Source organism: Desulfotomaculum sp. (genome assembly GCF_982386235.1).
Map to the genome: position 1 here is coordinate 110,498 of NZ_CEVWQM010000008.1, position 13,020 is coordinate 123,517.

Annotated in this window: 13 protein-coding genes; 8 read left to right on the top strand and 5 right to left on the bottom strand. The window is 38.2% G+C overall.

Features of this window, described 5'->3' with window-relative positions; genetic code table 11:
• Positions 1-11: 11 nt before the first annotated feature.
• The 5 genes from jag to rpmH all read right to left on the bottom strand — a co-directional run bounded on the left by jag (position 12) and on the right by rpmH (position 2,097).
• Positions 12-632 carry an RNA-binding cell elongation regulator Jag/EloR gene (gene jag, locus AC1U9Z_RS06885; RefSeq protein ID WP_333531447.1) on the bottom strand — a complete coding sequence of 207 codons (621 nt, stop codon included), beginning with the start codon at positions 630-632 and terminating at the stop codon, positions 12-14.
• On the bottom strand, positions 607-1,296 hold the full coding sequence (locus AC1U9Z_RS06890; protein ID WP_333531446.1) for a YidC/Oxa1 family membrane protein insertase: 690 nt from the start codon (positions 1,294-1,296) through the stop codon (positions 607-609). The genes jag and AC1U9Z_RS06890 overlap by 26 nt, the downstream gene beginning before the upstream one ends.
• A gap of 27 nt (positions 1,297-1,323) precedes the next feature.
• Positions 1,324-1,533: a membrane protein insertion efficiency factor YidD gene (gene yidD / locus AC1U9Z_RS06895; protein WP_333531445.1), complete on the bottom strand. Its 210-nt coding sequence runs from the start codon at positions 1,531-1,533 to the stop codon at positions 1,324-1,326.
• A complete protein-coding gene (gene rnpA / locus AC1U9Z_RS06900; protein ID WP_333531444.1) occupies positions 1,533-1,874 on the bottom strand; it encodes a ribonuclease P protein component in 342 nt (113 codons plus the stop codon). Before rnpA ends, yidD begins: the two co-directional genes overlap by 1 nt.
• An 88-nt stretch (positions 1,875-1,962) precedes the next feature.
• Positions 1,963-2,097: a 50S ribosomal protein L34 gene (gene rpmH, locus AC1U9Z_RS06905; RefSeq protein ID WP_333531443.1), complete on the bottom strand. Its 135-nt coding sequence runs from the start codon at positions 2,095-2,097 to the stop codon at positions 1,963-1,965.
• A gap of 490 nt (positions 2,098-2,587) precedes the next feature.
• Here rpmH and dnaA point away from each other — a divergent pair, with 490 nt between their 5' ends.
• The 8 genes from dnaA (at position 2,588) to gyrA (ending at position 12,541) form a co-directional block, all read left to right on the top strand.
• On the top strand, positions 2,588-3,913 hold the full coding sequence (gene dnaA, locus AC1U9Z_RS06910; RefSeq protein WP_333531442.1) for a chromosomal replication initiator protein DnaA: 1,326 nt from the start codon (positions 2,588-2,590) through the stop codon (positions 3,911-3,913).
• A 221-nt stretch (positions 3,914-4,134) separates the two neighbouring features.
• Positions 4,135-5,232, top strand: a complete 1,098-nt coding sequence (gene dnaN, locus AC1U9Z_RS06915) for a DNA polymerase III subunit beta (RefSeq protein ID WP_479956519.1) — start codon at positions 4,135-4,137, stop codon at positions 5,230-5,232.
• Positions 5,233-5,238: 6 nt separating this feature from the next.
• On the top strand, positions 5,239-5,457 hold the full coding sequence (locus tag AC1U9Z_RS06920; RefSeq protein ID WP_479956521.1) for an RNA-binding S4 domain-containing protein: 219 nt from the start codon (positions 5,239-5,241) through the stop codon (positions 5,455-5,457).
• A gap of 10 nt (positions 5,458-5,467) precedes the next feature.
• Positions 5,468-6,583: a DNA replication/repair protein RecF gene (gene recF / locus AC1U9Z_RS06925; RefSeq protein WP_479956523.1), complete on the top strand. Its 1,116-nt coding sequence runs from the start codon at positions 5,468-5,470 to the stop codon at positions 6,581-6,583.
• On the top strand, positions 6,583-6,843 hold the full coding sequence (gene remB / locus AC1U9Z_RS06930) for an extracellular matrix regulator RemB (RefSeq protein ID WP_333531438.1): 261 nt from the start codon (positions 6,583-6,585) through the stop codon (positions 6,841-6,843). Before recF ends, remB begins: the two co-directional genes overlap by 1 nt.
• Positions 6,844-6,995: 152 nt before the next feature.
• Positions 6,996-8,912 carry a DNA topoisomerase (ATP-hydrolyzing) subunit B gene (gyrB, locus tag AC1U9Z_RS06935; RefSeq protein ID WP_333531437.1) on the top strand — a complete coding sequence of 639 codons (1,917 nt, stop codon included), beginning with the start codon at positions 6,996-6,998 and terminating at the stop codon, positions 8,910-8,912.
• Between the two features lie 88 nt (positions 8,913-9,000).
• A complete protein-coding gene (locus AC1U9Z_RS06940) occupies positions 9,001-9,939 on the top strand; it encodes a methyltransferase (protein WP_479956525.1) in 939 nt (312 codons plus the stop codon).
• 163 nt (positions 9,940-10,102) lie between these two features.
• Positions 10,103-12,541 carry a DNA gyrase subunit A gene (gyrA, locus tag AC1U9Z_RS06945; protein WP_479956528.1) on the top strand — a complete coding sequence of 813 codons (2,439 nt, stop codon included), beginning with the start codon at positions 10,103-10,105 and terminating at the stop codon, positions 12,539-12,541.
• The last annotated feature ends 479 nt before the right edge of the window (positions 12,542-13,020 follow it).

Below are 13,020 nucleotides of genomic sequence, written 5' to 3' on the forward strand. Positions count from 1 at the left end.
ATAAGAATGTTTTATTTTTTAGGAGATATAATGATTTTTCTAAAGGGTTCTTCACCTTCACTAAAGGTATAAATATCATCCCTACCTTGCAGTGCAGTATGAATTATTCTTCTTTCCTGTGAATTCATAGGCTCCAGTACAACACTTCTGCCCCTTTGTTTGGCTTTATCTGCCAACCTGGTAGCAAGCTTCTGAAGTGTTTCTTCCCGGCGATGACGGTATCCCTCAACATCAAGAATTACCTTGCGCCGCTGTTCTTGATTTTTATTGGTTGCCAAATTCATTAAGTACTGTAATGCATCCAGAGTTTCACCTCTGCGACCTATCAATACCCCTAAATCCGGTCCTTCTATGCTAATGTTTAAAACCTGATCTTGTTCTTTAATATTTACTTCCACAGGTATTTCCATCGCTTTAAAAATACTTTGTAATAAACGATCAGCGCGTCTTACCGGATTATCCTTCAAGGTTAATTTAATTTTTGCCCGACGAGAACCAATCAAACCAAATAAACCCTTGGAAGGTTCTTCTAATACCTCAATAATAACCTCGTCCCTTAAAACACCAAATTCTTGAAGACCTAATTCTATGGCTTCATCAATTGTTTTACCGACCTTTTCTACTACCTTCAACTCCGGTTACCCCCTCTTTAAGTCGCAGGGTCTCTTTATTTATATACCACTGTTGAATTGCTCCTACAGTATTAAATACAACCCAGTACAGTGCCAAACCAGCAGGAACTGTATATGCGATCCAGCCAATAAATAAGGGCATAGTATACAACATTGTTTTCTGGGTTTGATCCTGGGTATTGGTAGTTAATTTAGATTGCAAAAATGTTGTAACTGCTGCTAATAATGGTAAAAGAATATCGCCTCTCTCACTTAGAGAGTTAACCCATAAAAAAGATGCATGGTCTGGATTTACAAATGGAAATTCATATAAGGCCCGATAAAGAGCAATCAAAATGGGCATTTGTACCAGCAATGGCAAACAACCTGCCATCGGGTTTACGTTGTGCTCCTTATACAACTCCATAATTTTTTGCTGCATCTTTTGGGGGTCTTTACCTTTGTATTTATCCTGAATGGCTTTTACTTCAGGAGCAATCTTTTGCATCATTGTCATCGAATGCATTTGTTTTTTGGAAAGGGGATATAAAACCATTTTAATGATAACAGTCAAGAAAATAATGGCTAAGCCATAACTAGGCAACCCCACTGTAGCAGTAAACCCATAAAGCCAATTCATTAAAGCTGTCATTCCATTTACTATGGAATCAAACCATCCAAACAAAACTTGTACCCCCTTAAAAGCCTACCGTTATTTTACCGGATCATATCCACCTGTATGAAAGGGATGGCATTTTGCTAATCTTTTAAGTGTTAACCATAGACCCTTAATTACACCATACTTTTCGATTGCTTGTTTTGAATATTGAGAACACGTCGGGTAAAACCGGCAAGTAGGTGGCTTTAAAGGAGAAATGAATTTTTGGTAAAAAATTAGGCCAAGTATCATAACCTGCCGCATTAATCCCTCTCCTGTTTATTTAGTTTACCCAATACATGCCAAATGTGTTTTTCCATCTGATGATAGTCTTGATCAGAAGAGGCTTGGCGCACGATAAAAATAAAATCATGATCATTAGGAAAACGTTCAGAAAACAAACGGCATATTTCTTTCAATATACGACGTATCCGATTTCGACAAACTGCCTTGCCAACCTTTTTACTAATAGAAAAACCAAACCTGCGACCAAGTCCTTTATTGGGAAATTTATACAACACCAAATAACGGTTTGCCGCAGAATTACCAAAACGGTACACATTACGAAAATCAGAATTTTTCTTTAAAGAAACAAATTTTTCCATATAGTCTTCCTAATAAAGGTTTTTATTAATATCTTAACCACTGGACTAAAATCATATACAAATTAGGAAAAGGCCACCCTAAGCGGCCTTATGCTGATAAACGTTTTCTACCTTTTAAGCGTCTTCTCTTAAGTACATTTTGGCCAGACTTGCTAGACATCCTTTTTAGAAAACCATGAACCTTTTTATGTCTACGTTTCTTAGGTTGGTATGTGCGCTTCATGTATCAACACCTCCTTTAACCGAATTGGTATGTCAATAAAAATTTATACTAGACAGTCACTGAAAATTATATAAAATTTCTCTCTCCCCGTCAAGATAAAGGACTTTTGATTTTTGTTTACACAGATATTCATACTTCCTGTGAATATTTTTTATCTGTTGATAACCTTTATTAGTTTTGGTATTATTGATTTACACTTGTGGATAAAATTATTTATCCAGTTTTTACACAGGTTGTGGATAAAACTGTGTACAACCTTGTTGATTTTTAAAAGATTATATGCTTTTTTAACAGAACAGCGCGACCTAATATTCCCTTATTATTAAGGGGATTTTTTCACTATCGGAAAACCTAAGATTTTAAGGATGATCGTATAAGAAAAGCTAAGGCTCACGCTATAGGCTCTCGCCTGTGACCTTTAGGGTATGGCGTGAGCCAAGCTTTTCTAATCCGGTATTTATTATGTAGTATGGAGGTTTACTTAAGTAACATGCAAAACGATGTCCTTGACAGATGGGAACAGGTGCTCATTCGCTTGGAAAAACAAGTTAATAAGCACTCATTTGAAACCTGGCTTACCAAATGTAAACCGGTGGCCTTCTATGACAATACAATTATAATAGAAGTTCCGGATCAATTTTCTAAAAGTTGGTTAGCAGATCGGTATTCACCCATCATAAAACAAACTTACGAAGCTATTATGCATCAAGAAATTTCTCTGCAATTTATTTTAGCGGGTCAGGAGGTGGGTCAGCCTAAACCAAAGGAAAGGTCTATGGATGAAACCCACGTGAATATCCTCAACCCAAGAAACACCTTCGATACCTTTGTTATCGGTAACAGTAATCGTTTTGCTCATGCCGCTTCACTTGCTGTGGCGGAATCTCCAGCGAAGGCTTATAACCCATTGTTTATTTACGGTGGTGTAGGTCTGGGTAAAACTCATTTGATGCATGCAATTGGTCATTATGTTCTTGAAAACAACCCCTCTCTTAAGGTTGCCTATGTAACATCTGAAAAATTTACCAATGAATTAATTAACTCCATTAGAGATGATCAAACCGTGGAATTTCGTAATAAATACCGCAGTATGGATATTCTGCTGATTGATGATATTCAATTTCTAGAAAAGAAAGAAGCCACCCAGGAGGAATTTTTCCATACATTTAATACCTTATATGAAGCTAATAAACAGATTGTAATTTCCAGTGACCGACCCCCTAAAGAAATTGCTACCCTGGAAGATAGACTAAGATCCCGTTTCGAATGGGGCTTAATAACGGATATGCAATCCCCGGATTATGAAACAAGGGTTGCTATTTTAAGGAAGAAAGCTCAATTAGAAGGAATAACAAATATACCCGATGATACCATTGCATTTATTGCCGACAAAATTCAATCCAACATTAGAGAGCTAGAAGGTGCACTTACAAGGGTAAGCGCCTTCTCTTCTTTAGAAAAAAAAGAGGCGACACCGCATTTAGCCGCTGAGGTATTAAAGGATGTTATTGCTCCCAGTAAACCTAAAATTATTACCGCACCACTAATTATGAATACAGTTGCTGACTTTTATGGATTAAAAATCGAAGATTTAAAGGCAAAAAAGAGAACACGCTCTGTTGCTTTCCCTAGACAGGTTGCCATGTACTTAGCCAGAGAACTAACAGACCTATCTCTTCCTAAACTAGGTGATGAATTTGGTGGTAGAGATCATACCACAGTTTTACATGCCTGCGATAAAATAATTACCGATCTTAAAAATGACCCTGTACTTCAGGAGACCATCAAGGAATTAAAAAAACGGATCAGTGAATAATGTGAATAGATTTGGATAACTCTTGTTAACAATGTTGATTTGTTTAAAAAGTAGTTAATTGTTGTTGATAAGTTTACGGTTTTTTTTCCACAGCTTTTTGACACCCAAAAATGATTAACCATAAGGCCCCAGGTGGCATATAAACAAACTCACAGCCCCTACTACTACTACGAGGATAAAAATATATAAAAAATAAAAATAAAGAACAACGGGGGAAGGCTATGAAAATAATCTGTACCCGTCAAAATCTAATTCAAGGTGTAACAACTGCTCAAAGGGCAGTATCCACCAAAAATCCCATGCCCATTTTATCTGGTATCTTATTAATAGCCAAAGATAATCGATTAGAATTACAAGCAACCGACCTTGAAATGGGTATTCAGTGCTTTGTTCCCTGTACAACCCAGGAAGAGGGTTCAATTGTATTGCCTGCTAAATACCTAAGTGAAATCGTAAAAAGATTACCGGACTCTCCAATACAAATTGAAACAATTCAAGGTACCAATGTAATTATTCGCTATGGGCAATCAGAGATTACAATTAACGGTTTTGACGCTGAAGAATTTCCCATTTTTCCAAAAACCCAAAGCAAGAATTCTTTGACCATTTCTGAAGAAAGTCTAAAAGAATATCTGCGACAAATTCTCTTTGCTACATCTCCGGATGAAAACAGACCCGTATTTACGGGTGTATTGATGGAGTTTTTGAACGGCAATTTAAGATTAGTGGCCACAGATACCCATCGTTTAGCAATGAGGGGAATGGAATGTTCGTCTATAGAAGATGATATAAATATTATTATCCCTGGCAAAACTTTAAATGAGTTGACCAGGGTTATTGGTGCTGCAGATCGTCAAGTTACGATAGCCCTTGGGGAAAATCAAGTAATTTTTAGTATGGAAGATACCACCTTAATTTCTCGCTTAATTGAAGGGCAATTTCCTAATTACCGGCAGGTTATTCCTCAGGGCTATAAAACTAGAATTAGAGTAAAAACAAAGGATTTAATCGAAGCTGCAGAACGGGCATCTCTCTTAGCTCGGGTTGGCACACAAATAATTCGATTAAATATTGAAGAGGAAAAAATTGTAATTACAGCGAATACGGAAGTTGGCAGGATACATGAGGAAGTACCCATATATTTGCAGGGAGAGCCTGTCCAAATTGCATTTAATGCGATATATTTGATTGATGCGTTACGGGCAATTAGCAGTGATCATATTTATTTTGATATGTCAGGTTCCCTCAGTCCTGGTATATTAACACCGGTTGGTGGTGAAGAATACCTCTCTCTGGTGTTACCAGTGAGAACTGCCTAAGGAGAGATGATTTTGACCCAAAAAATCAAAGTGAATGGCGACATTCAGTTAGATCAATTTTTAAAGTGGGCGAATATAACTGGTTCTGGCGGAGAAAGTAAAATACTGATTCAAACGGGACATGTCAAACTTAATGGCACGATTGAAACCAGACGAGGCGTAAAATTAAAAAACAATGACGTTGTAATGGTGGATGGTGCCGGAAGTTTTTTAGTTGTGATGTGAAGGTGAGATTTTGCGGGTACAAAAGTTATCACTGAAAAATTTCCGCAACTACGATGAAGCTATTTTTCTACCTCATCCGTCCATAAATATTATTACAGGATCAAATGCCCAGGGAAAAACGAACTTGTTGGAGAGTATTTTTTATAGTCTAAGGGGTCGTTCCTTTAGGGCAGAAAAGGATAAGGATATTACGAAATGGCAAAGCAACCGAACCATAATCAATACAGAAGTTCATCTAGCTTCCCGAAATTTTAATATTCAGTGGCAAATTAGTGAACGAGTTAAAAAGTTTTTTCTAAATGGGGTAGAGACAGCACGTTCGGAATTGGATCATTTTGGGGTAGTAATGTTTTCCCCAGAGGATTTATACTTAATAAAGGGTTCACCTCAGGAAAGAAGACATTTTTTAGATTTCGAGGTAGGCTCATTAAGCCCAGGTTACAGCAAAATATGGCGCCAGTATACGAGGGTGCTTAGTCAAAGAAATACTCTTTTGAAAGAAATAAGGGATAGGCGTTCTACCAGGGATATGTTGGATGTTTGGGATGATCAACTCTTTAGACATGGGGCCAAGGTCATTTACCTTCGCTTACAGGTTCTAAAAAAATTAATTCCCATCGCGAGGAAGATTCATTTCAGTCTGACTGGTGGGGCGGAGGAATTACAGGTAAAATATTTATCATCTTTGGTGTTGGAACCAGGCCTAACAGAAGGAAATATTTACCAGGTATTTTTAAATTCCTCCAAAAAAATTCGACAAATGGAACTGCAAAGATGTCAAACCCTACTGGGTCCCCATCGTGATGATTTGTCCTTAGCTATTAACGGTATTGAGGCCAAAACCTTTGGTTCCCAAGGTCAACAAAGAACAGTAACACTATCACTAAAATTATCTCAACTAGATTTATGGCACCATGAATTTGGCTTTTATCCGGTATTACTTTTGGATGATGTGTTATTTGAATTGGATCAAGCCAGGCAAGCAATGTTGGTCAACAAAGTAATGAATAAAGTACAGACCTTTATAACCACCAGTGTTACAGGTGGGATAGAAGAAAACATTAGAGGTGCCGGGGTGCTTTGGCAAGTTCATGCTGGTAATTTAACCCGAAAGGAGGAATTTTGATGTTTCTGCATTTAGGTGGAGACATAGTGGTCTTAAAAAAAGACATTATAGCCATACTTGATGCCCGTACAAAAAATTCGGCAATAACTCGGGAATTTATTGAAATCTCTAAGGATGAAGGTTTTATTCAACCAATTTCCAATCAGGATAAAGAGAAATCCTTTGTTATAACTAGTAAAGAGATTTATGTTTCTCCCATCTCCTGCACAACACTAAAGAAAAGATCCGATAATATTTTAGAAAACACAGATGAAGAATAAAAACCGTGTGCAACGGTTTTTTATTTTGACAGATCAGGAATAGCCTTGTTTTAAAACTCAATTCGTAATAATCATGTAAAATATTGTCCTTGAGTGGTAATACTACTTATGGTATAATATGGTTTCAATGTGAATAGATGGAGGTCACTCATATGGACCAACAGCAGCAGAGTAATAAATACAGTGCCGACCAAATACAGGTGCTTGAAGGTTTAGAGGCTGTTAGACGCCGACCCGGTATGTACATAGGTAGTACCAGTGCCCGGGGACTGCATCATTTGGTGTACGAGGTTGTAGACAATAGTATTGACGAAGCTCTGGCAGGATATTGTGATAAGATCATTGTGACCATTGAAGATGACAATTCCGTTTCTGTTGAAGATAATGGCCGTGGTATCCCCGTAGATATACAACCACAGGTAGGAAGACCAGCAGTTGAGGTAGTATTAACAATGCTGCATGCTGGTGGAAAATTTGGTGGTGGTGGTTACAAGGTTTCCGGTGGATTACACGGGGTAGGTGTATCTGTGGTCAATGCCCTATCCGAAAAATTATTCGTAGAAATCAAACTAAACGGAAAAATATACCAACAGGAATATTCCCGGGGTGTTCCAATCTCCGAATTAAAGGTTGCAGGTAATAGCAAATCCACTGGAACGAAGATAACCTTTAAACCAGACAGTGAAATATTCGAAGAATTGGTTTTTAGTACGGAAACCTTAACCCAAAGGCTAAGGGAATTGGCCTACTTAAATAAAGGGATTAAAATTGTTTTACTGGATAATAGAAAAGACCCTGTTGTAGAGCAAATATTTCAATTTGATGGTGGGATTAAAGATTTTGTCAAACACCTAAATAGAAATAAACAAACGATACACCCAAAACCTATTTATGTATTTGGAGAAAAAGAACAGGTTCAAGTGGAAGTTGCTCTCCAATACAATGACGGTTATAACGAAACACTACTGTCCTATGCCAACAACATTCACACTATTGATGGCGGAACCCATGAAGTGGGCTTAAAAACTGCACTGACTAGGGTCGTTAACGATTATGGCAGACAGAATGGAATTATTAAGAATAACGATGCAAATTTATCCGGAGAGGATATTCGTGAAGGTGCCATCATCGTTGTTAGTGTAAAGGTGCCGGAACCACAGTTTGAAGGTCAAACCAAGACAAAATTGGGCAACAGTGAAGTAAGGGGAATTGTCGATTCTATTTTTGCTGAGAAATTAGCCACCTATTTGATTGAAAACCCTGCTGTGGCTAAAAAAGTTATTGAAAAAGGAATTACTGCGGCTAGGGCTAGGGAAGCAGCCCGTAAAGCACGGGAACTTACAAGAAGAAAAAGTGCCCTGGAAACCATGGCTTTACCCGGAAAACTAGCAGATTGTTCAGAAAAGGATCCCAGTGTATCTGAAATATATTTGGTTGAGGGTGATTCTGCGGGTGGCTCTGCAAAACAAGGGCGGGATCGGCGTTTTCAGGCTATTTTGCCCCTAAAGGGTAAAATTCTTAATGTAGAAAAGGCGCGTATTGATAAAATTCTGGCCAATGATGAAATTAGAGCGATGATTACTGCCATGGGTACGGGTGTAGGTGACGATTTTGATCTGTCTAAGGCTCGTTATCACAAAATAGTCATTATGACGGATGCCGACGTGGACGGTGCCCACATCAGAACCCTGCTTTTGACCTTTTTCTATCGTTACATGAGACAACTTATAGAGGCAGGCTATATTTATGCGGCCCAACCACCTCTATACCGTGTTCGTAAGGGAAAACATGACAGCTACTGTTATAGTGACGAGGAATTAGAGCAATTATTAAAGGTAATTGGACATGATCGGGTAAACATTCAAAGATACAAAGGTTTAGGTGAAATGAACCCAGATCAGCTTTGGGATACCACAATGGATCCCGATACCAGGACAATGTTGCAGGTTACCCTGGCTGATGCCATTGAAGCGGATGCCACTTTCTCTATGCTAATGGGTGATAGGGTGGAACCCAGGAGGGAATTTATTCAAGAAAACGCTAGATCAGTAAGGAACTTAGATATATAGTCTTGCAAAACCGGAGAAAAACCAACTCCGGTTTTTATAAATACAGCAGAAAATACAGTACCAAAATTAAATAAATGGGGGAATTAAAATGCCTGATTTAAAAAATGCTATGGTGCCACAGGAGTTATTGGTAGTAGGTGCTGCTTTGAAGACAGGTGTTTTTGATCTGCTGAATAGTAAACCTCAGTCCATTGAAAAAATCTGCAGTAAACTCTCGATGGATCAAAGATCCCTCTGGATTGTTTTGGAAGCTTTAATTTCATTGGGTTATTTAGAAAAAAAAGAAGACCTTTATGATCTTACCAAAGATGCAAGGGATATCTTTTATAACGAGAATAGCGAAAAGTACGTGGGTTATTCCATTATTCATACCTTTAACGTTATAAAATCCTGGAGTCAATTACCAGAGGTTTTGAAGACAGGAAAACCGGCTAAACGTACCAAAGATCAAATGGATATCAAGGGTTTTATGTATGCAATGAAAAGGAGTGCTCAGCAAGTAGCGGAAGAATTGGTTCATGTCTGTTTAAAAGACCTACCCTTAGGCACCCGTGTTATTGATTTAGGCGGGGGACCCCTCAATTATGCTCGTCCCTTTGCGAGGGCAGGTGCTAAGGTAACCGTACAGGATATACCGGAAGTATGTAAAGTTATGCGTTCTGAAATATTGCCAGAGGAGAACATTACCTTTATCCCTGGGGATTTTACCGAAGCAGTAGCAGAGGGTCCCTTTGATTTAGCCTTCTTAGGTAACATTACTCATATATACGGTGAAAAAGAAAACATAAAGTTATTTGAGCGAACGCATCAATCTTTGGCCACTGGGGGACGTATAGCCATACTGGATATGGTCCGTGGTATTAGTCCCAGGGCAGACCTTTTTGGCGTTAATATGCTTGTCAATACGGAAACAGGTGGCACTTGGACCCTTGAACAATATACCAAGTGGTTAACACAGGCTGGTTTTACAGACGTGCAGATCCATATCCTACAGGATAGGCAAATTATTATGGCCACTAAGGTCTAAAAAGTAATAAATTGCACTAAATTTTTGATTTTGTTATAATTTATTTGGCAAAACTTGTAATAAAGACCAAAAATGAGCTATCTTTAAGCATAAAAGCTATTAGTATGGGGCTTGTTTAGTGACATAAAAGGAAAGCAAGCCTGTTTTTATTGGAGGTATGTAAATGGCTTCCCCAAATGGTAAAGTCATCCCTTTGGATATTAACAACGAAATGAAAAACTCCTACTTAGATTATGCCATGAGTGTAATAGTGGGTAGAGCTTTACCGGATGTTCGAGATGGCCTAAAACCAGTTCATCGAAGAATTCTCTATTCTCTGCATGAATTAGGGTTAACTCCTGATAAACCTTATCGGAAAAGTGCAGGTATCGTGGGTAAAGTTATGCAAGATTTTCACCCCCATGGAGATTCATCGATTTACGATGCAATGGTTCGTCTAGCTCAGAATTTTGCTTGCCGTTATCCCTTGATTCAGGGTCATGGTAACTTTGGTTCCGTAGATGGTGATCCAGCAGCGGCAATGCGCTATACGGAAGCAAGAATGGCTAAAATTACGTTAGAAATGTTGGCGGACATTGATAAGGAAACGGTTGATTTTGTTCCTAACTATGACAATAGAACAGAAGAACCTACTATTTTGCCATCTAAGATACCAAACTTACTGGTAAATGGTTCTTCCGGTATTGCGGTTGGTATGGCGACGAATATACCACCTCATAATCTTGGTGAGGTTATTGATGGAGTCTTAATGATGATTGAAGATTCCCAAGTAACATCGGATGATTTGATGAAGGTAATCAAAGGTCCTGACTTCCCGACCGGGGCTACTATTATGGGCAGGGACGGTATACGTCAAGCCTATCGGACTGGTAGAGGGACCATTAAAATTCGGGCTCAGGCTACCATTGAGAATAAAGCAAACGGCAAACCAGTCATTATAGTTAACGAAATTCCCTATCAGGTTAATAAAGCAAGGCTAATTGAAAAAATTGCTGAGTTAGTCAAAGAGAAGAAAATAGAGGGTATTTCCGACCTACGAGATGAGTCTGATCGTCGGGGCATGCGAATTGTTATTGAACTTAAGAAAGATGCTAATCCCAATGTAATATTAAACCTTTTATACAAGCATACACAAATGCAGGAGAGTTTTGGTGTCATTATGCTTGCCCTGGTAAACAATGAACCCAAAGTTTTAAATCTTGCCCAAGTAATTTTTCATTATCTTGAACACCAAAAGGATGTCATAACTCGCAGGACAAGGTATGAACTTAAAAAAGCTGAAGCAAGAGCCCATATTGTCGAGGGTTTACGCATTGCGCTGGCTAACCTCGATGAAGTTATTAAGACAATCAGAGAATCCAAAAATACCGAAGCTGCTAAGCAAGGGTTAGTCGAAAAGTTTAATCTCACGGAAGTCCAAGCAGAAGCCATTGTGGAAATGCGCTTAAGAAGCTTGACAGCCTTGGAAGTAGAAAAATTAGAAAAAGAGTACAAGGAATTATTGGAGAAGATTGATTACCTGCGTGGTATTTTAGCAGATGAGAAAAAAGTTTTAGGTATTATCCGCGATGAATTAGTTGTTATTAAAGAAAAATTTTCAGACGTAAGACGTTCTATCATTAGTAATGACGCTGCGGGAGATTTTGATATGGAAGACCTGATTGATGAAGAAGAAATGGTTGTTACTATTACCAATCAGGGATACATTAAGAGAATTTCAATGGATACCTATAAAAGCCAAAAAAGAGGCGGTAAAGGGATTACCGCCATGGGTACCAAAGAAGAGGATTTTGTTAGAGATCTCTTTATAGCATCTACACACCATTACCTATTATTCTTTACCAATAAAGGTAAGGTTTATCGGCTGAAAGTCTATGAAGTACCAGAGGCATCAAGAACTGCCAAAGGTACGCCAATCATAAATTTATTAAATTATGATAGCGATGAGTATGGAACTACTGTAATCCCAATTAAGGAATTTACAGAAGAAGCTTACTTATTCATGGCCACTAAACATGGCATTGTGAAGAAGACAGCTTTAACAGAGTTTAATTCCTCACGCCGAGATGGGTTAATTGCTATCAACCTTGATGAAAATGATAAATTAGTTGCTGTTGAATTAACGTACGGCAAAGAGGAAATCATTATGTGTACCCAAGATGGCATAGCCATACGTTTTTCTGAGGAAGATGTAAGACCCATGGGACGTGTAACCCGGGGGGTAAAAGGAATAACGTTATCCCAAGAAGACTATGTAGTAAATATGGGAGTTATTAAAGAGGGAGCATATTTATTTACTGTTACTGTCAATGGCTATGGCAAAAGGACACCTCTGATTGAATACCGCAGCCAAACACGTGGTGGTAAGGGCATTATCAATATCAAAACCACCAAAAGAAATGGCCTAGTGGCGGGTGTTTTGGTAGTGAAAGATGATGATGAAGTGATGATGATTAGTGCCGAGGGAATTATCATCAGACTCCCTGTTAAAGACGTTTCCTCAATGAGTAGGAATACCCAGGGAGTGACTTTAATGAGAACTGGGGAAAAGGATCATATTGCTTCCATTGCTAGGGTTGTCAGTGAAGAAGATGAAGAATAGTTTTTCTAACACGATCAGAAAAGTATAAGATTTTAAGGCTGATATATTAAGAAAAGCTAAGGCTCGCTATAGGTTGGCGCGAGCCTTAGCTTTATAATTTTAAAAAGCATATTGACACAAAATATTCATTTGTGATATATTAATTTTCGCCGACAAGAACTGAGTTACACCTGAAAATCAACATATAAAATGTTGAAAAATAGATTGACTCAATATAATATCGGTGTTATTATAAAAAAGCGTTTTGAGAAAAAACAAACTACCAAAAACTTGCACTTGATTAAACAGTGAAAGCCATGGTAAGATAAGCATCCGGTCGCGAGATCGGGACAAGCAAACGGTCTTTGAAAACTAAACAGCAGATGATGGATGAAAAACAGGTCAAGTCAAAAGTCATCGTTAAGATGAAACTAAGACGACCACAAAAAACATCCTCGTCAAGCGTTATGAAAAGACGCTAGCGAGTAAATCAAGGATAA